This window comes from Hyphomicrobium methylovorum (assembly GCF_013626205.1).
Taxonomy (GTDB): Bacteria; Pseudomonadota; Alphaproteobacteria; order Rhizobiales; family Hyphomicrobiaceae; genus Hyphomicrobium_B; species Hyphomicrobium_B methylovorum.
The window spans coordinates 1,832,008-1,850,152 of sequence record NZ_QHJE01000001.1; the positions used below are offsets into that span (position 1 = coordinate 1,832,008).

Below are 18,145 nucleotides of genomic sequence, written 5' to 3' on the forward strand. Positions count from 1 at the left end.
CATTCGGTGTACATCGACGGGAATCGCTTGCGCGGGGTTGAGAACCCCATTACCTCGCTGTCGCGATGAAGCTCTATAAGTCCTTCGCAACCGTTGGCGGGTTGACGCTGCTCAGCCGCGTGTTCGGGTTTATGCGCGATATTCTGATCGCGGCAACGCTCGGTTCCGGCTGGGTGGCGGACGCGTTTGTCGTTGCGTTCCGGTTTCCGAACTTGTTTCGCCGTTTGTTTGGCGAAGGCGCGTTCAACTCGGCGTTCGTTCCGATTTTCGCAAAGAAGCTGGAAGGCGAAGGCCGCGACGCCGCTCGCACGTTTGCGGAAGACGCCATGGCGGGCCTTTTGTTCGTGCTGCTGATCGTAACGATCGTCGCCGAACTGGCGATGCCATTCTTGATGTATGGCTTAGCGCCCGGCTTCGACTCGGTGCCCGAGAAATTCGATCTTGCGGTGCTGCTGACGCAGATCACGATGCCGTATCTGCTTTGCATGTCCCTCGTTGCGCTGATGTCTGGCGCGCTGAATTCGATGGGACGTTTCGTTGAAAGCGCGTCGGTTTCGATTGTGCTCAACGGCGTCATGATGATCGCGACGCTGATCTCACTTTGGCTCGGCTACCGTGCTGAGCCGGAAGCTGGCGTTATTCAGGCCTGGGCCGTTTTTGTTGCCGGCATTCTGCAGCTTGCACTTTTGATGTGGGGAATGCGGCAGGCGGGATTTACGCTCGGTTTCAAGCGGCCGCGGTGGACGAAAGATGTTCGCCATCTCGTTCGTCTTGGCATTCCTGGTGTCATTTCTGGTGGCGTTACGCAGATCAATATCGCCATCGGCACCGTCATCGCGTCGATGCAGCCGGGCGCCGTTTCGCAGCTCTATTACGCCGATCGGATTTACGAACTTCCGCTTGCGATCGTTGGCATTGCCGTCGGCATTGTTCTGCTTCCAGACGTGGCGCGGCAACTGCGGGCAGGCGATAGGGCGGGCGTGTTGGATAGCCAGAACCGTTCGCTGGAATTTGCGTTGCTTCTGACGATACCGGCGGCGCTGGCGCTCGCGGTTATACCGCATGACATTGTGCGTGTTCTGTTCGAGCGCGGTGCGTTTACGGCGAGCGATACGGACTCAACGGCGGTCTTGCTCTCGATCTTTGCGCTCGGCCTGCCCGCGTTCGTCATGATCAAAGTTTTCTCGCCCGCCTATTTTGCGCGCGAAGATACGACGACGCCGATGCGCTACGCGGCCATCAGTCTGACGGCCAATACGGTTGGTTCGATCGTGCTGTTCTTTCTGTTCCGGCATCTCGGCATCATGCCTCAGCTCGGCATCGCCATTGCGACGACGCTTGGGGGATGGCTGAACGCGTATCTGCTCTGGTCGACCCTCGCGAAGCGGGAGGATTTCGTGGGTGATGCCCGGTTGAAACGTAATTTGCCGCTGATTGCGCTCGCCAGCGTTCTCATGGCCGGCGTGCTGCTGATGGTGAGCCATATGCTCCAGCCCCATCTCGCGAGCGACGCTGGTTTCCTGCGGAAGGGCGCGGCGCTGGCGATTGAGGTCGGTACGGGGCTGGCCGTGTTCGGTGCCTTCATTTTTGCCACCGGAGTCATGTCGCTGCGGCAGCTCGGGCGCTTTGTCGGCCGTGGCAAGGGCGGCTGAAGGCGCTTGCCTCAGGACCGTGCTCACGCGATAACGCGCGCTCATCCGCTATAACCGATCTCTTCGACTGGACATCCCATGCAAATTCAGCCGCGCGTCTTTTCAGGCATGCAGCCCACCGGCAGCCTGCACCTCGGAAATTATCTCGGCGCGATGGTAAACTGGATCGAGATGCAAAAGACGCACGACTGCATTTACTGCGTCGTCGATCTGCATGCGATCACGGTCTGGCAAGATCCGGTCGAGTTGAAGAGCGCGATCCGTCAGGTGACGGCGACGTATATTGCGGCCGGTCTCGATCCGAAGAAGAGCATCCTGTTCAATCAATCGCAGGTGAGCGCGCATGCGGAGCTTGCGTGGGTGTTCAACTGCGTGGCGCGCCTTGGCTGGCTCAATCGCATGACGCAGTTCAAGGAGAAGGCGGGCAAGGATCGGGAGCAAGCGTCGGTTGGGCTTTATGCGTACCCAAACCTGATGGCGGCCGATATTCTTGCGTATCGCGCCACGCATGTGCCGGTTGGCGAAGACCAGAAGCAGCATCTCGAACTGGCGCGCGACATCGCGCAGAAATTCAACAACGACTTCGGCAAGGAGATCGTGGAGCACGGTTTCGCGGACGGGATTTTCTTCCCGCAACCCGAACCCGTTATTACAGGTCCGGCCACACGCGTGATGAGCTTGCGGGATGGCTCCAAGAAGATGTCGAAGTCGGATCCATCGGATCTTTCCCGCATCAACATCATGGATGACGCGGATACGATCGCGAAGAAAATCCAGAAAGCAAAGACTGATCCCGAACCGCTGCCGGCGGATAAGGACGGTTTTGCGGGACGTCCCGAAGCGGAGAACCTCGTTGGCATCTATGCGGCGTTGACGGGCGAGCCCGTCGAGAAAGTTCTTGGTGACTACGGCGGGCAGCAATTTTCGGCTTTCAAGAAGGCGCTCGCTGAAGTCGCGACGGAAAAAGTCGGTCGGATCGGAGACGAGGCGAAGCGTTTGATGGACGATCCGGCGGAGATTGACCGGGTGCTTGCAGACGGTTCGGCGCGCGCGCGGGTGATCGCGGCTCCAATCATGGACAAAGTGAAGGATATCGTCGGCTTCGTTCGGAGTTGATAGGCTAGGGCGACAGGTTGCGAGGCGCTCGAAGGAATGGCAGCATCGGAACCCATGAAACCACGCCGTTCTTCCGAGCCCGGCCATACGCGCAAGTTCCTGATTGTCGTCGATGACAGTCAGGAGGTGGAGGCGGCGCTCTATTACGCTGCGAGCCGTGCTCAGCGCGCTACCGGTCGTATCGCGATGCTCTACGTCTTCGAGCCGGGAGAGTTGCAGAACTGGACCGGCGTGCGGCAGGTGCAACTCGAGGAAGAGACGACAAAGGCAAAAGCGCTGTTTCGTTTATTCCGGCGGAAGCTTGCAAACGCAGAGTTCGAAAACGTCGAGACTGAGGATTTCATCCGCGAAGGGCGGCCAGCGGATGAAATTCTGAAGCTTATTGCCGAGGATGAGGACATCGCGATCCTCGTCGTGGGTGCTCCAGCGGAGCCAAAGGAACTCGGCACGCTGGTGTCGACGCTGGCTGCGGGAAGTGCGCCGGACGGGTTTCCTGTGCCTGTGACGATTGTGCCGGGGCACCTGACCCTCGCGGATATCAAGGCTTTGGCGTAAGGTGTTCGGTAACCGGGGACGGAGCCGCGCCTCGACAGTTCCAGGTCGTCTCCCTATATTAGAAAAATTCTAACGCTGCTGGCCTTTTCGGGCGCGAGTGACGTCATGCCAGCGAACCCGAGCGAGAAGCCGATATGTTCATCCAAACTGAAGCGACGCCGAACCCTGCTACGTTGAAGTTCCTGCCTGGCCGGAACGTTCTTGACGAGGGCACAGCGGATTTCCGCTCGAAAGGTGACGCGACTGCTTCGCCTCTTGCGACGCGCCTCTTTGCGATCGACGGCGTGGATGGCGTGTTTCTCGGATCCGACTTCATATCGGTGACCAAGGGCAAGATCGAATGGCAGCACCTGAAACCGATGGTTTTGGGAGCTATCATGGAACACTACATGTCTGGTGCTCCGACAACGGAAGATGAAGGCTCTAACGACGGCGCGGGCGAGAGCTACGATCCGGAAGACGAAGCAACCGTTGCGACGATTAAAGAGCTTCTAGAAACGCGGGTTCGCCCCGCAGTTGCGCAAGACGGCGGCGACATTACTTTTTCCGGATTCCGGAATGGCGTGGTTTATCTCCATATGCGCGGTGCGTGCTCGGGCTGTCCCAGTTCGACAGCGACTTTGCGTCACGGCATTGAGAACCTGCTGAAACATTTCTGTCCGGATGTGCAATCGGTAGAGCCGGTTTAAGCATCACATAAGAAAGTGACCCGCTTCGGCGGGTTTCTTTTTATGTGCCAATACGACTTGATGGAGCGGCGAGATGGCTAATGCGCTTGACCGCGCCGTCTTCGAGCAATTGTTCGATGCGGCCCGGACCCACAATAAATGGCAACCTCGGGACGTCGATGACGACCTCCTGAAGCAAATCGTCGATCATTTGAAATGGGCGCCGACGAGCGCCAATTCATCGCCCGCTCGAATTGTCTTTGTAAAATCCAAAGAAGCCAAGGAGCGCCTGCGTCCCCATTTGAGCCAGGGCAATCTGGAGAAAACGATGGCAGCGCCGGTGACGGCGATCCTTGCTTACGATCTCAAATTTTATGAGCATCTGCCGCGCCTTTATCCGGCCGCAGATGCAAAAAGCTGGTTCACCGGAAACAAAGCGCATACGGAGCGGACTGCTTTTCTAAACGGCAGTCTGCAAGGCGCCTATTTCATTGTTGCGGCACGGGCAATGGGGCTGGATTGTGGGCCGATGTCCGGATTTAACAATAACGGTGTGGATGAAGAATTTTTCTCGGGAACCGATATAAAGTCGAATTTCCTCTGCAATGTGGGATATGGCGACCCATCTGGCGTTCGTCCGAGAACACCCCGATTTCATTTCGACGAGATAGCAAAGATCGTATAAGCATCCTGAAATGAACGTACTTTCGCTGGACAGCTGCTTTGATGCCTGCTCCGCGGCGGCGGGCCGCGGGCTCAGGACTCTGACTCCCTCGATTTCATTTGCCTATGCGCCGATGCAAACCGGGCATGCTGAGCAATTGCTGCCAATGGCCAAAATGGTGATGGCGGAAGCCGGATTGGAATTTGCGGCACTCGATCGGATTGCCGTGACGTTCGGACCGGGCACATTCACTGGAACGCGGATTTGCGTTTCGGCGGCTCGCGCGTTGGCACTGGCGACCGGTGCGCAGATCGTGGCGCTGTCCAGCCTAAGGCTTATGGCCATGAGCGCGCGCATACCGTCGGCACCCACGCGACGCGTCGCCATTGCGACGGACGCACGCCGGGGCGAAGTTTATCTCGAAGTCTTCGATCGCCATTCGTTGGCGACTTTGGTGCCGCCAAGCTGCCGAGGCATTGCTGATGCGGCGGAGACGCTCGGAAGTGAGCCGATCGTTGTTGCGGGTTCGGGAGCGAAGGCTGTTGCCGACGCGGCGCGCGCGTCAGGCGTTGGAGCTCACGACATTCTGCCGGATCTTTTGCCAGACGCGCTCGACGTGCTGTTTCCCGCTTGTGAGCTTCCGCTGACAGAGACGTTGCGGCCGCTCTATCTTAGGGCTCCGGACGCAAAACCACCTTCACCAAGTTCGATTGTCAGGGTGGGTGTATGACATCGAATGTCATGCCGTTCCGCAACGTGAAGCACGCCAGTATGCTTTGGGCTTCGCCTGAGCGGGCCGAAGAAATTGCGGGACTGCATGCCAAGCTGTTTGATCCTGCGTGGGATGCGGCTGCCATTAAATCGCTGCTCGAGCATCCGGCGGCGACATCTCTGATTGCTGTTGCCGGTTCGCCGAAGGCGATCATCGGATTCATCATTGGTCAGCTTGCGGCCGATGAAGCCGAAATCCTGTCGATTGGCGTTGCGCCGAATTGGCAGCGCGCTGGGCTGGCCATGGGGCTTCTCGAAGGTCTGGCGCGTGCTGCGCGACGTGGAGAAGCGAAACGCATCTTTCTCGAAGTTGCGGAAGACAACGAGGCCGCGCTCGCGCTTTACCGGAAGCTAGGCTTTGAGGAAGTGGGCCGCCGGAAGCGTTATTATGTGCGGCCAGGGAACGCGGCTGTGGATGCTTTGACGATGGCCCTGACGCTTTAGGGCGTGATAAGCCGCTTCCGGTAGACGAGCCGCTGTTTCGTTGCCTATAACGAATAGCTCAGCGCTCCCGCCCCGCTTGATCGAATATAGATGATCATGTCCGTGACGAAGAAAGATACGCCGATTGAATCGCGCTGCGTCGAGCATGGGCTGCGCATGACGGGACAGCGGCGCGTGATTGCGCAAGTGCTGTCGAACGCTACAGATCATCCCGACGTTGAAGAAGTGCACCGGCGGGCGAATGCGATCGATTCGCGGATTTCGCTTTCTACGGTCTACCGAACGCTGAAGCTATTTTCAGCGAAGGGAATTCTTGAGCGGCACGATTTCGGGCATGGGCGCGGAAGGTACGAGGCGGCTCCGCGAGAGCATCACGATCATTTGCTGGACGTTGATACGGGGCGGGTGATCGAATTTTCAAACCCGGACATTGAGGCTTTGCAAGAGCGCGTGGCGAGAGAACTCGGCTTCGAACTGGTGGGGCACAGGCTGGAGCTTTACGGCGTTCCGATCGCGAAGAAGAAAAGCGCGGGACGCAAAGCTTGAGGGGCACCGATGGCTACGGGATCGGTACGTGGGTTCACCGCTTTGACCGCGTTTCTCGGACTGACGGTGCCGCTGATGCCGGTGCAGGCCGTTCTGCTGCGGCTCGCGCCGAATAGCGCGCGGCGGTTTCCGCGTTGGTATCACCGGCAGGTTTGCAAAATCATCGGCGTGACGTTGAAGATCGAGGGCGAGGTCGCGCACGATCGTCCGGTACTGCTCGTATCCAATCACACGTCGTGGCTCGACATTCCGGTGCTTTCCGCCGTTGCTCCCGTGTCGTTTGTTGCCAAGCTGGAAGTTGGCGGATGGCCCTTTGTTTCGGCGCTGGCTCGGCTGCAACGCTCCGTCTTCGTCGATCGCACGCGACGGCAAGCGGCTGGCGATGGTGCGCGGGAAATTTCGCGCCGGCTCACCGAAGGCGACGCGATCATTCTTTTTGCCGAGGGAACATCGAGTGACGGAAACCGAGTGCTGCCGTTCAAGACCTCGCTATTCGGCGCCGTCGAAGGATTGGGAGAGGATCTCTCGTCGCGCGTGGCGGTGCAGACGGTTGCCGTCGTTTACACGCATATGCGCGGCGTTCCGGTGACGCGTGCGGACCGGCCCCGTATCGGCTGGTATGGCGATATGGAAATGACGTCGCACGCGTGGGGGGTGCTCAAATCCGGCGGGCTGACGGCTACGATTAAGATTGGCGCGCCGGTTGCGCTCAGCGCGTATGGAAGCCGGAAGACGCTGGCATTGGAGAGCGAGCGGGCGGTGCGGCGCGATGTCGTTGGGCTGCTGCGGGGGCGGCCAGGCGATCCGGACCTCATTCCGGTTGAGCCGACGGAGGATGCGCGGCGCGAAAAGCGCGTTCTTGCGCGGCAAAGTAGCGAGAAATGGACATAATCGGTCCCATCTGTGCTATGCGCGGGGCTCAATCAATCTCAGGTCGACCAAGTGACGAGTGACGTGAAAGACGCCGAACCGAAGCGCTATTTTCTGAAGACGTTCGGTTGCCAGATGAATGTCTACGACAGCGAGCGCATGGCGGAATCGCTGGCGCGCGAGGGATATGGCGAGACGGATAATCCTGAGGCGGCCGATCTCGTCATTCTGAATACCTGCCATATCCGCGAGAAGGCTGCCGAGAAGGTGTATTCCGATCTCGGGCGGTTGCGAGACATGAAGGAGCGCCGCCGTAAGGACGGCAAGGAAACCGTCATCACGGTTGCGGGTTGCGTTGCGCAGGCCGAGGGCGCGGAGATCACGACGCGTCAGCCTGCGGTCGATCTCGTTATCGGGCCGCAAAGCTATCACAAGCTGCCGGAGCTCGTCGCGCGCAGTAAATCGACGCGTACGAACATCGTCGAGACGGAATTTCCAGGCGACGAGAAATTCACGCGGATGAAAGCGCCACGGCGCATTGCGTCGCCGTCGGTATTTCTGACGGTGCAGGAAGGGTGTGACAAGTTCTGTACGTTTTGCGTCGTTCCGTACACGCGCGGGTCGGAATTTTCGCGTCCGGTTGCGCGGATCGAGGCGGAAGCGCGCGAACTTGCCGACGCTGGCGCGAAGGAACTTGTTCTGCTCGGTCAGAACGTCAACGCCTATCACGGCGAAGGTGCGGGCGGACGGAGCGCGAACCTTGCCGAGCTTATCCGTGTTCTGGCGAGCATCGGTGGGATAGAACGCATTCGATATATGACGAGCCATCCGCGTGACATGGATAACGAACTGATCGCGGCTCATGCTGAGGTTCGCGAGTTGATGCCATTCCTTCATCTTCCGGTGCAGTCGGGCTCCGATCGGATTCTCGCTGCGATGAACCGCAAACATAGTGCGGCCGAGTACATCGATATCATCGCGCGCTTGCGCAAAGCGCGGCCCGACATCGCTCTTTCAAGCGATTTCATCGTCGGCTTTCCGGGGGAAACGGACCAAGACGCGGAAGAGACGATCGCGCTGATTAAGGCTGTTGGGTTCGCGCAATCCTTTTCGTTCAAGTACAGCGCGCGGCCGGGGACACCGGCGGCGGGCCGTGACGGACAGGTGCCTGAGCCCCTCAAAGGAGAGCGGCTGCAGCGCCTGCAGGCCGTGCTCGACTCCCAGCAGACCGCATTCAATGCGCAAAGCCTCGGCAATGCCGTTCCTGTGCTTTTTGAGCGCATCGGGAAGTCAGGCGAAATTGTCGGCCGGTCTCCCCATTTACAGCTCGTGCATGCGGTGGGTCCCGGCGATCTGGTCGGCCGGACGGCGCGGGTTGCGATCGATGATACCCGCCGTTCGGGACTTTCGGGTGTCATCGCGGCGGCATAGAGTGGACGTAGATGGACGGTTAAAACCGGTGCGTTGACGATATCTCGGGCTCGGGGCAGTTTATTGGACGTGCTAAATTCGGTTCGAGCCGATTCGAGACTTAGAGCGAAAAGGAGTTCGCGATTGGCAGCATTCAAAGGGGCGCCTGCGCCAGCATCTAAACGGCCGAACAAGCCGGATCAAAATGCCGCTCGAGTTATGGTGCCCTTTGAAGACAATCGCCTTCTTCCACAATTGCTCGGCGAATACGATAGCCATCTTGCGCTCATAGAAGACCGCCTCGGCATCGACGCGCATGCGCACGGCAATGTCGTTATCTTGACGGGGCCAGCGGCCGCCTGTGCTGTGGCTCGGGACGTTTTGGAAAAACTCTATCAACGCATCTCGAAAGGCGAGCCGGTCGGCGCAGGCGATATCGATGGCTTGATCCGCCATGCGCGCTCTGAAGGAACGTCCGGCGATGGTCAGGCCCAGGTCGCGACGCGGCGCCGGGTCGTAAAGGCACGCACGCCGACGCAGAGCACCTATATGCGCGCGATCGAGAAACACGATCTGGTTTTCGGTCTCGGGCCAGCGGGCACCGGCAAGACGTACATTGCGGTGGCTTTCGCGGCCTACTGCCTTGAACGCGGCTTGGTCGAACGCATCATTCTTTCGCGCCCGGCCGTTGAAGCGGGTGAGCGCCTCGGCTTCCTTCCGGGCGATATGCGCGAGAAGGTCGATCCCTATCTCCGTCCGCTTTATGATGCGCTATACGATGTGTTGCCGCCGGAAAAGGTGGAACGCGATATTGAAACGGGCGTTGTCGAAATCGCGCCGCTGGCCTTCATGCGCGGACGCACACTCTCGAATGCGTTCGTCATTCTGGACGAAGCGCAGAATACGACCAGCATGCAGATGAAGATGTTTCTGACGCGTATCGGTGAAGGTTCGAAGATGGTCGTCACCGGCGATCCATCGCAGATCGATTTGCCGCCCGGGACCAAGTCGGGCTTGGTCGAGGCTGTCGACTTGCTCGATCAGGTGGATGATATTTCCATCGTGCGCTTTGCCGCTGCCGACATCGTGCGACGCGATCTCGTTGCGAAGATCGTCGACGCGTATGAGAAGCCGAAATAAACGCACATGCCTTCCGTTCAAGACACTAACGCTCAAGCGCTTGTCGTCGAAGTTCTCGATGATGACGGTGACTGGTCCGACTTGGCGAATGCCGAAGCACTGATCGCTCAGGCGGCGGAGGCCGTTGCCAAGGCGCCTATCGAAGGGGCGGTTGGGTCGGTGGCCGTGGCGCTTTCATCAGACGAGGTTGTGGCGCAGCTCAACGGGCAATTCCGCGGCAAGCCGAAACCGACCAATGTCCTCTCGTTTCCGGCCGGAGCTGGCGCGCCGCCGGGGTTCATCGGCGACGTCATTTTGGCGCACGAGACGGTCGTTCGCGAGGCTCAAGAGCAGGATTTGCAGTTAAGGGAGCATGTGCAACATCTCGTCGTGCATGGCATCTTGCATCTTTTAGGCTATGATCACGAAACCGCAGACATGGCTGAGAAAATGGAAGCTCTTGAAATTTCTATACTTTCCAGTCTTGGTATCGCGAATCCCTACACTGGCGCGCTGGAAACCGGTAAAAGCGAGTAGCCGGCTCCATCATTCATGGCCATGACCGATAACTCAAACGACAGACCTGCAGGCGACTCCCTTTCCGAGGAGGGGCGATCGTTTGGCTCCCATGGCTGGCTGCAGGTCCTGCGCGCCAAGCTTGGCTTTACTGTTCCAAAGAGCGTGCGCGACGCGCTAGAGGGTGCGCTCAAAGAGGATGCCTCGACGAGCTTCACCGATACCGAGCGGAAAATGCTCGAGCGTTTGCTGCGCTTCGGCACAAGCCGCGTGGCCTCGATCATGGTGCCGCGTCCGGACATCACCGCGCTCGATGAAAATGAGCCGATTTCGGAACTGCTGAAGACATTCGACGATGCGGGCGTCTCGCGCATTCCGTTGTTTCGCGAAACGCTGGACGATCCGCGCGGCATGATCCACGTCAAGGATCTGTTCCGCTGGCTGATGTCGGAAGCGGTTGGCAAGCCGATCCGTCCAACGAACGGCAATACCGAGGCTGCCGCGGACATGCCAAGCATCCTCGAACTTAAGAATCTCGATCTCAGCCGCCCCATTACGACGGTGAAGATCCGGCGTCAGATTCTCTATGTGCCGCCGTCAATGCCAGCCGTCGATCTGTTGATCCGGATGCAATCGACGCGTATCCACATGGCGCTCGTTGTCGACGAATACGGCGGCACGGACGGCCTTGTGACGATCGAAGACCTTGTCGAGCAGGTCGTCGGCAACATCGAGGACGAGCACGACGACGACGAGGAAATCAACATCGTGGTCGATCCGAAGCTGGGGCTCATCGCGGCTGGGCGCACGCCGATCGAAGAATTGGAGGCCCGCCTCGGAGTGACGTTGGTTCCGGAGCGCGAGGAGAACGAGGTCGACACAATCGGCGGCTTGGTTTTCTCGATGCTGGGCCGCGTGCCCGCGCGCGGCGAACTCATTCACCATCCGATCGGAATCGAGTTCGAAATTCTCGATGCTGATCCGCGGCGCGTGAAGAAGCTCAAGATACATCCGGCGCGCACTGTTCCGCCGACCGCGAAGGCCGCCGCCGAACCGCTCAAGGCATAATGGAGCGCGCGGCGGAAAAGCTGCCGCTCATGGCCGCGTTGAGGGCCAAGGTGGTGAGCTCGATTGGGTGGACGCGCGCGTTTCTCGCCATTGCCGCAGGTAGCCTTTCGGCATTGGCATTCGCGCCGTTTTTCGCGTCTCCCGTGTTATTTTTCACGCTGCCGGTTTTCATCTGGCTGATCGATGCAAGTTCAGGATGGCGCCAGGCGGCAACGTCTGGATGGCTGTTCGGATTTGGCTACTTCTTTTTCAGCCTGTTCTGGGTTGGTGAAGCGTTTCTTGTCGAGGCGGACAAGTTCGCATGGCTCATTCCATTCGCTATTACGCTTCTTCCGGCAGGGCTTGCCTTGTATTGGGCTGCTGCTGCTGCGACGGCTCAGCGTTTCTGGCCACGCGATCAGAGTAGCGGCGATGTCGCGCGGATTTTTGTTTTCGCGATTTCGCTCGCCGCGTTCGAGTGGCTGCGAGGCCATCTCTTTACGGGCTTTCCCTGGAACCTGCCGGGCTACGCGCTGACGTATCCGCTGCCGCTCATGCAGAGCGCGGCGATATTTGGAAGCTACGCGTTGACTGCGATTGCGTTGGTCGTATTCGCTGCGCCTCTTGTCATTCTCGGTGACAGTCGGGAGCGTCTCAGTCGGCAAACTGTTTTGCGGATTTGTGCGTTTTCGCTGCTGCCGATTGGATTGCTTTTTGGATACGGAAGCTGGCGCCTCGCGGAGCCGCAGGCGGTCGTTCCTGGCGTCAAGTTGCGGATCGTGCAGCCGAGCGTTCCGCAGCGTGAAAAGTGGATGCCGCAGTTTCAGCGCCGCATTTTCGACGATCACATCGCTCTGTCGCTTCAGGCTCCGGATGGGACGAAGGATGCGCTTGCCGGCGTTACGCATCTCATCTGGCCGGAAGCGGCGATGCCGTTCTTTCCGCTCGAAAGCCGGGAAGCGCTAGATATTCTTGCGTCCGTAGTGCCGTCGGGGACGACGCTCGTCACTGGTGCGCTGCGCCACGATCCCAATCTTGTTCCGGGCCAGCCCGTGCCGACCGGCACGCGCGCGCTCAACAGCATTCTTGCGTTCGATGAGCACGCGGATGTTGTCGCGATCTACGACAAGATCAAGCTTGTGCCGTTCGGCGAATATCTACCGATCGAACCAATGCTTTCCGCGATTGGTCTCCAGAAACTCACGTATGGCCGTGGATCGTTTTCAGCGGGCGAAGTTCCCCGCCCTCTGATGTCCATCCCCGGATTGCCGCCGGTTCTCGGGCTTGTTTGTTACGAGGTGCTGTTTCCAGGAACTGCGGTGCAGGGCAGCGAGCGGCCAGGGCTCATCATCAATGTTACGAACGATGGCTGGTTCGGAAATACGATCGGTCCGTATCAGCATTTTTATCAAGCACGCGTGCGCGCCGTGGAAGAAGGCACACCTCTGGTGCGGGCAGCCAACAACGGCGTCTCGGCTGTCATCGATCCTTATGGACGCGTGCTGCACGAACTTTTGCTCAACGTGCGCGGTTCCATCGATAGCGCGCTGCCTGCGTCCGTTTCACCGCCGATTTATGCGCGCGCCGGAGATTGGATGTTGGTGTTGGTGCTCGTGTTGTTCGCGGGATTTGCAGCGGGAATACGTAGAAGTACCCGTTAATCAAGTGCTTGATCAGACTGTCGCGGATCCTTTCGAAAGTTGACGCACGCAGTTCATGCACCTACGAAGTGTGGAACCTAATCTGATTTAACTCTTGGCTGTGCGTGATGGAAAACGACGTATCGTTCGACGGAGAAGCAAGCGGGGCTGCGCCTCGCGGATCGCGCCGAGCGAACCCTATGGATGTTCATGTCGGTTCACGCGTTCGTTTGCGCCGCATGCTGCTGGGAATGAGTCAGGAGAAGCTCGGTGAGCATTTGGGCCTGACGTTTCAGCAGGTTCAGAAATACGAGAAAGGCGTCAACCGTATCGGCGCCAGCCGACTGTTCGATCTCGCCAAGGTTTTGGGCGTTCCGGTGCAGTTCTTCTACGATGAAGCGCCGAGCGGCGCGCAGAAGACCGCGGGGGTGCCTGCTGCAGGTTTTGCTGAACAGCCGGACGAAAGCTACGTCGTAGACTTTCTCGGCACACGGGAAGGTTTGGAGCTGAACAAGGCGTTTGCCCGGATCGCGGACCCGAAGGTGCGCCGGTCCATCGTTGAGCTGGTGCGGTCGCTGGCGGGCGACGAGAACTAAGGCCCAGCCGTTTATTTTTAGAATTCCAGTTTACAAAGGGGTGCGGAATTCGGTGCTCAGTTGACCGTTGCCCACAAGGCTGCGACAAACCTGCGCTTTTCCGAAGGGCCGCACCTGATACACCGGCCAGACATCCTTCCGCAGTGCACGTCAGAAACATCACCTTCAACCGTGGGGGCCACAGTGGCGCGAAAGTCTTTCCTATTTACGAGCGAGTCCGTTTCTGAAGGCCACCCGGACAAGGTATGCGACCGCATTTCCGATGAAGTCGTTGACGCCTTCTATCGCGAAGGTGCGAAAGAGAAGCTCGATCCCTGGGGCATTCGCGCCGCGTGCGAGACGATGGCGACGACGAACCGGGTCATTATCGCAGGCGAGTCGCGCGGGCCGAAGGGCGTCACGGTCGAGTCGATCCAGCATCTCGCTCGCCAAGCGATCAAGGATATCGGCTACGAGCAGGATGGTTTCCACTGGGCGAACTGCAATATCGAAGTTCTGCTGCATTCGCAGTCAGCCGATATTGCCGCCGGTGTCGATGCGCTGCAGCCGACGAACAAAGAAGAAGGCGCAGGCGATCAGGGCATCATGTTCGGATATGCCTGCAACGAAACGCCGGAGTTGATGCCGGCGCCGATCTACTACGCTCATAAAATTCTGGAAGACCTCGCGCATGCACGCAAGGCGAAGGACGGAGACGCAGCAAAGCTCGGTCCCGATTCCAAGAGCCAGGTTACGGTGCGTTACGAGAACGGCAAGCCGGTCGGCGTTACGCAGATCGTCGTTTCGCATCAGCATGTCGTTGAAGATCTGAGTTCGCGGCAGGTTCGCGATATCATCGAGCCGTATGTGCGCAAGGCTCTGCCAGACGGCTGGATCGGCAATGATGCGATCTGGCATATCAACCCGACCGGTAAATTCTTCATCGGCGGTCCGGATGGCGACACGGGCCTGACGGGACGCAAGATTATCGTAGACACTTACGGCGGTGCCGCGCCTCACGGTGGCGGTGCGTTCTCGGGTAAAGACCCGACGAAGGTTGACCGTTCTGCGGCCTACGCGGCGCGTTATCTGGCGAAAAACGTTGTTGCATCGGGCCTTGCCGATCGCTGCACGATCCAGCTTTCGTATGCCATCGGTGTGGCTAAGCCGTTGTCGATCTACGTCGACACGCACGGAACCGGCAAGGTGGACGAAGCGGCTATCGAAGCAGTGCTCGGCACCGTGATGGATCTGACGCCGCGTGGTATTCGCGCGCACCTCGATCTCAACAAGCCGATCTATGCAAGAACGTCGGCCTACGGACATTTCGGACGTCCGGCTGACAAGGATGGCGGCTTCTCGTGGGAGAAGACGGATCTTGCCCCGGCAATCAGCAAGGCCATCGGTTAAGTCCGGCGGCGGCTTTTCGGACTATAAAAGCGGCTGCGAAAGCGGCCGTTTTTCATTGGTGACAATCGCATGACGACGGACGATAGACGCGAACTTCGATCCTTCGGACGCAGGCGTGGGCGAAAGCCAAGTCCGCGTCAGGCGGATTTGCTGCGCGATGATCTTCCGCGATTTGGCTTCGACGTCGCGGAATTTTCTGACGGCGGCACCGCGTGGCTTGAAATCGGCTTTGGCGGGGGCGAGCATCTGCTTTGGCAGGCGCGGAACAATCCCGGCGTTCGTATTCTGGGGTGCGAGCCCTACGAAGACGGTGTCATCAAGGTGCTGAGCGCGGTTACTGACGGCGCTCTGGAAAACGTCCGCATTCACATGGGGGATGTGCGCGATGTTCTGCGGCAGTTGCCGCAGGCTTCTCTCGACCGGGCGTTCATCCTCTTTCCCGATCCTTGGCCGAAGCGGAAGCACCGCAAGCGCAGGCTCGTCAATCCGGCGCTTTTAGATTTGCTGGCGCATGCGCTGAAGCCCGGCGCCGAATTGCGTCTGGCGACCGATATCGGCGATTATGCGCGGACGATGCTTGAATCTTTTCGCGACGAGGCGCGGTTCCTATGGCAGGCCGAAAGCCCCGAGGATTGGCGCGTTCGGCCGGATGATTGGCCGGGCACACGGTATGAGGCGAAAGCCGAAGACGCGGGTCGGCGGCGATACTATTTCCGCTTCGTTAAGATTTGAAATGCGCTGAAGCCTTGCGTTATCCGGCGATCTCGCCTATTTAGGGCTTAATTCCAAGACTCGATAATCGAAATTGAGAGTGGACCTCCGGGCCCGCTCCAAACGGACTTTAAGCTCACGAATGCCCCTTAACGAACAGACCGACACACCGTCGCCTGAGGTTGCCGTCGATACGCGCCGCTTTCTGCGCGAAACCGGCGTTGCAGCCGATGTTGCCGCGATTGTCGAGCCAGTTCTCGAAGAGATGGGATTCCGGCTGGTCCGCGTGAAGGTTCAAGGCGGGGCCGCGGATAAAATCGTGCAGCTGATGGCCGAACGCCCCGATGGCTCAATTACCATCGATGAATGCGAGGCGATCTCGAAGCGCATTTCGCCGGTTATCGACGTGGCCGATCCGGTTTCTGGAAAGTATCGACTCGAAGTTTCGTCTCCCGGTATCGATCGGCCGCTGGTGCGACCCAGCGATTTCGAGGATTGGGCCGGTCACGAGATGAAAATCGAATTGACCGAGCCCGTTGATGGGCGGCGCAAGTTCAAGGGTGTTCTCGATGGATTCGAGGACGGTGAAGTTCGCATTACGGCTGACACCGGCGAAGAGGGTGTGCAGCATCTTGGTTTACCCGTGCATCTCATCGCAGACGCAAAACTGGTTCTGACTGACGAACTGGTTCGAGAAGCGCTGACGCGGGCGAAGGAACGCCACTCTAACCGGCCCGGAGACGGCGCCGAACTCGACGAAGACGATCTGGAGGATTGATCTATGGCCATGGCAGGCATCAGCGCCAACAGGCTTGAGCTTTTGCAAATTGCCGACGCCGTCGCGCGCGAAAAGACGATCGACAAGAAGATCGTTATCGAAGCGATGGAAGATGCAATCCAGAAGGCTGCGAAGTCGCGCTACGGAGCGGAAAACGACATTCGTTGCGAGATCGATCCCAAGACCGGCGAAGCGAAGCTGACGCGCGTGCTTGCTGTTGTCGACGAAGTTGAGAATGACGCGACGCAAATCACCGTCGCTGATGCGCAGAAGCGCAATCCCGATGCGAAGGCTGGCGATATGATCGCCGAAACGCTGCCGCCGCTCGAGTTTGGCCGCGTTGCCGCGCAGAACGCGAAGCAGGTGATCGTGCAGAAAGTGCGCGAAGCCGAACGCGACCGCCAGTTTGCCGAATACAAAGATCGCGTCGGAGATACGACGAACGGCACGGTCAAGCGCGTGGAATACGGCAACGTCGTTGTCGATCTTGGACGCGCCGAGGGCATCATTCGCCGCGATGAAATGATCCCGCGTGAGAACGTCCGTCTCGGTGATCGCATTCGTGCTTTCATCTATGACGTGCGCCGCGAGCAGCGCGGCCCGCAGATCTTCCTGACGCGCGCGCGTCCCGAATTCATGTCGGCATTGTTCCGCGCTGAAGTTCCGGAAATTTATGACGGTGTCGTCGAGATCAAGTCGGTTGCGCGCGATCCGGGCAGCCGTGCGAAGATTGCCGTGATTTCGAAGGATTCCTCGATCGATCCGGTCGGCGCTTGCGTCGGTATGCGTGGTGCGCGCGTGCAGGCGGTCGTCAATGAATTGCAGGGTGAGAAGGTCGATATCATCCAGTGGAATCCCGATGCAGCGAGCTTCATCGTGAACGCGCTGGCACCGGCGGAAGTCACGAAGGTGGTTCTGGACGAGGATTCAAACCGCATTGAAGTCGTCGTTCCGGAAGCGCAGCTTTCGCTTGCGATTGGGCGGCGCGGACAGAACGTGCGTCTTGCTTCGCAGCTGACCGGCTGGGACATCGATATTCTGACGGAACAGGAAGAGAGCGAGCGCCGGCAGAAAGAATTCGCTGAGCGCACGCAGCTTCTCATGGACTCGCTCGATGTCGACGAGGTCATCGCGCAGCTTCTCGTTACCGAAGGCTTCGCGAGCATCGAGGAAGTGGCGTACGTCGATCTTTCGGAAATTGCCCACATCGAAGGTTTCGACGAGGGCACGGCCGAACAGATTCAAAGCCGCGCGCGCGAATATCTGGAGCAGCAGGAAGCCGATCGTGACGCGAAGCGTCGCGAGCTTGGCGTTGCTGATGAACTGGCGGAAATCCCGGGCGTTACCACAGCGATGATGGTGGCGTTGGGCGAAAACGGCGTCAAAACCGTTGAAGATTTTGCCGACTGTGCAACGGACGAGCTGATCGGCTGGACCGAGCGCAAGAAGGAAAAGGACGCGGAAGCCGTCAAGCATAAGGGCTTCCTCGACGGCTTCGAGCTATCGCGCACGGACGTTGAGAACATGATCATGGCTGCGCGTGTTCACGCAGGCTGGATCAAGCAAGAAGATTTGGAAAAGGAAGAGGCTGCGGCTGACTCCGAAGACACTGAAGCCACGTCGGAAGACGCTGGCGCTCAGGGTTGACGAGGA

19 protein-coding genes are annotated in these 18,145 nt (G+C 59.0%); all 19 read left to right on the forward strand.

All coding sequences use genetic code 11. The features are described 5' to 3' along the window. Positions 1–65 precede the first annotated feature (65 nt). The 19 genes from murJ to nusA all read left to right on the forward strand — a co-directional run bounded on the left by murJ (position 66) and on the right by nusA (position 18,139). The gene (murJ, locus tag DLM45_RS08940; RefSeq protein WP_181336792.1) at positions 66–1,652 is read left to right on the forward strand and encodes a murein biosynthesis integral membrane protein MurJ; all 1,587 of its coding nucleotides are present in this window, start codon (positions 66–68) and stop codon (positions 1,650–1,652) included. Positions 1,653–1,730: 78 nt separating this feature from the next. After that, entirely contained in the window at positions 1,731–2,768 is a 1,038-nt protein-coding gene (gene trpS / locus DLM45_RS08945) for a tryptophan--tRNA ligase (RefSeq protein WP_181336793.1), read from the forward strand. Between the two features lie 54 nt (positions 2,769–2,822). After that, a complete protein-coding gene (locus DLM45_RS08950) occupies positions 2,823–3,323 on the forward strand; it encodes a universal stress protein (protein WP_181336794.1) in 501 nt (166 codons plus the stop codon). 134 nt (positions 3,324–3,457) lie between these two features. Continuing rightward, positions 3,458–4,012 (forward strand): NifU family protein, encoded by a 555-nt coding sequence (locus DLM45_RS08955; protein WP_181336795.1) that lies wholly within the window; start codon positions 3,458–3,460, stop codon positions 4,010–4,012. 73 nt (positions 4,013–4,085) lie between these two features. Further along, complete coding sequence (locus DLM45_RS08960; protein WP_181336796.1) at positions 4,086–4,676, forward strand: malonic semialdehyde reductase; 591 nt, start codon at positions 4,086–4,088, stop codon at positions 4,674–4,676. A gap of 10 nt (positions 4,677–4,686) precedes the next feature. Continuing rightward, positions 4,687–5,385, forward strand: a complete 699-nt coding sequence (gene tsaB, locus DLM45_RS08965) for a tRNA (adenosine(37)-N6)-threonylcarbamoyltransferase complex dimerization subunit type 1 TsaB (protein WP_181336797.1) — start codon at positions 4,687–4,689, stop codon at positions 5,383–5,385. Continuing rightward, positions 5,382–5,870, forward strand: a complete 489-nt coding sequence (gene rimI / locus DLM45_RS08970) for a ribosomal protein S18-alanine N-acetyltransferase (protein ID WP_181336798.1) — start codon at positions 5,382–5,384, stop codon at positions 5,868–5,870. The genes tsaB and rimI overlap by 4 nt, the downstream gene beginning before the upstream one ends. A 96-nt stretch (positions 5,871–5,966) precedes the next feature. Continuing rightward, a complete protein-coding gene (locus tag DLM45_RS08975; RefSeq protein ID WP_181336799.1) occupies positions 5,967–6,416 on the forward strand; it encodes a Fur family transcriptional regulator in 450 nt (149 codons plus the stop codon). A gap of 9 nt (positions 6,417–6,425) precedes the next feature. Then, the gene (gene olsA, locus DLM45_RS08980; RefSeq protein ID WP_181336800.1) at positions 6,426–7,307 is read left to right on the forward strand and encodes a lyso-ornithine lipid O-acyltransferase; all 882 of its coding nucleotides are present in this window, start codon (positions 6,426–6,428) and stop codon (positions 7,305–7,307) included. Positions 7,308–7,370: 63 nt separating this feature from the next. Beyond that, on the forward strand, positions 7,371–8,717 hold the full coding sequence (gene miaB, locus DLM45_RS08985; RefSeq protein ID WP_343062272.1) for a tRNA (N6-isopentenyl adenosine(37)-C2)-methylthiotransferase MiaB: 1,347 nt from the start codon (positions 7,371–7,373) through the stop codon (positions 8,715–8,717). A gap of 123 nt (positions 8,718–8,840) precedes the next feature. Beyond that, on the forward strand, positions 8,841–9,836 hold the full coding sequence (locus DLM45_RS08990) for a PhoH family protein (RefSeq protein ID WP_181336801.1): 996 nt from the start codon (positions 8,841–8,843) through the stop codon (positions 9,834–9,836). A gap of 6 nt (positions 9,837–9,842) precedes the next feature. Further along, positions 9,843–10,352 carry an rRNA maturation RNase YbeY gene (ybeY, locus tag DLM45_RS08995; RefSeq protein ID WP_181336802.1) on the forward strand — a complete coding sequence of 170 codons (510 nt, stop codon included), beginning with the start codon at positions 9,843–9,845 and terminating at the stop codon, positions 10,350–10,352. 15 nt (positions 10,353–10,367) lie between these two features. Then, positions 10,368–11,399: a hemolysin family protein gene (locus tag DLM45_RS09000; protein WP_181336803.1), complete on the forward strand. Its 1,032-nt coding sequence runs from the start codon at positions 10,368–10,370 to the stop codon at positions 11,397–11,399. Between the two features lie 29 nt (positions 11,400–11,428). After that, positions 11,429–13,039: an apolipoprotein N-acyltransferase gene (gene lnt / locus DLM45_RS09005; RefSeq protein WP_246317248.1), complete on the forward strand. Its 1,611-nt coding sequence runs from the start codon at positions 11,429–11,431 to the stop codon at positions 13,037–13,039. Between the two features lie 179 nt (positions 13,040–13,218). Beyond that, a complete protein-coding gene (locus DLM45_RS09010; protein WP_246317253.1) occupies positions 13,219–13,614 on the forward strand; it encodes a helix-turn-helix domain-containing protein in 396 nt (131 codons plus the stop codon). Positions 13,615–13,797: 183 nt separating this feature from the next. Beyond that, the gene (gene metK, locus DLM45_RS09015; protein ID WP_181336806.1) at positions 13,798–15,003 is read left to right on the forward strand and encodes a methionine adenosyltransferase; all 1,206 of its coding nucleotides are present in this window, start codon (positions 13,798–13,800) and stop codon (positions 15,001–15,003) included. A 69-nt stretch (positions 15,004–15,072) separates the two neighbouring features. After that, on the forward strand, positions 15,073–15,735 hold the full coding sequence (gene trmB / locus DLM45_RS09020; RefSeq protein WP_181336807.1) for a tRNA (guanosine(46)-N7)-methyltransferase TrmB: 663 nt from the start codon (positions 15,073–15,075) through the stop codon (positions 15,733–15,735). 121 nt (positions 15,736–15,856) lie between these two features. Beyond that, positions 15,857–16,492, forward strand: a complete 636-nt coding sequence (gene rimP / locus DLM45_RS09025; protein WP_181336808.1) for a ribosome maturation factor RimP — start codon at positions 15,857–15,859, stop codon at positions 16,490–16,492. Positions 16,493–16,495: 3 nt separating this feature from the next. Further along, a complete protein-coding gene (gene nusA, locus DLM45_RS09030) occupies positions 16,496–18,139 on the forward strand; it encodes a transcription termination factor NusA (protein ID WP_181336809.1) in 1,644 nt (547 codons plus the stop codon). The last annotated feature ends 6 nt before the right edge of the window (positions 18,140–18,145 follow it).

What these genes read in the sequence shown, in the direction of transcription:
- murJ (WP_181336792.1), top strand. Translation starts at nt 66, where the DNA reads ATGAAGCTCTATAAGTCCTTCGCAACCGTTGGCGGGTTGACGCTGCTC.
- trpS (WP_181336793.1), top strand. Translation starts at nt 1,731, where the DNA reads ATGCAAATTCAGCCGCGCGTCTTTTCAGGCATGCAGCCCACCGGCAGC.
- DLM45_RS08950 (WP_181336794.1), top strand. Translation starts at nt 2,823, where the DNA reads ATGAAACCACGCCGTTCTTCCGAGCCCGGCCATACGCGCAAGTTCCTG.
- DLM45_RS08955 (WP_181336795.1), top strand. Translation starts at nt 3,458, where the DNA reads ATGTTCATCCAAACTGAAGCGACGCCGAACCCTGCTACGTTGAAGTTC.
- DLM45_RS08960 (WP_181336796.1), top strand. Translation starts at nt 4,086, where the DNA reads ATGGCTAATGCGCTTGACCGCGCCGTCTTCGAGCAATTGTTCGATGCG.
- tsaB (WP_181336797.1), top strand. Translation starts at nt 4,687, where the DNA reads ATGAACGTACTTTCGCTGGACAGCTGCTTTGATGCCTGCTCCGCGGCG.
- rimI (WP_181336798.1), top strand. Translation starts at nt 5,382, where the DNA reads ATGACATCGAATGTCATGCCGTTCCGCAACGTGAAGCACGCCAGTATG.
- DLM45_RS08975 (WP_181336799.1), top strand. Translation starts at nt 5,967, where the DNA reads ATGTCCGTGACGAAGAAAGATACGCCGATTGAATCGCGCTGCGTCGAG.
- olsA (WP_181336800.1), top strand. Translation starts at nt 6,426, where the DNA reads ATGGCTACGGGATCGGTACGTGGGTTCACCGCTTTGACCGCGTTTCTC.
- ybeY (WP_181336802.1), top strand. Translation starts at nt 9,843, where the DNA reads ATGCCTTCCGTTCAAGACACTAACGCTCAAGCGCTTGTCGTCGAAGTT.
- DLM45_RS09000 (WP_181336803.1), top strand. Translation starts at nt 10,368, where the DNA reads ATGGCCATGACCGATAACTCAAACGACAGACCTGCAGGCGACTCCCTT.
- lnt (WP_246317248.1), top strand. Translation starts at nt 11,429, where the DNA reads ATGGCCGCGTTGAGGGCCAAGGTGGTGAGCTCGATTGGGTGGACGCGC.
- DLM45_RS09010 (WP_246317253.1), top strand. Translation starts at nt 13,219, where the DNA reads ATGGATGTTCATGTCGGTTCACGCGTTCGTTTGCGCCGCATGCTGCTG.
- trmB (WP_181336807.1), top strand. Translation starts at nt 15,073, where the DNA reads ATGACGACGGACGATAGACGCGAACTTCGATCCTTCGGACGCAGGCGT.
- rimP (WP_181336808.1), top strand. Translation starts at nt 15,857, where the DNA reads ATGCCCCTTAACGAACAGACCGACACACCGTCGCCTGAGGTTGCCGTC.
- nusA (WP_181336809.1), top strand. Translation starts at nt 16,496, where the DNA reads ATGGCCATGGCAGGCATCAGCGCCAACAGGCTTGAGCTTTTGCAAATT.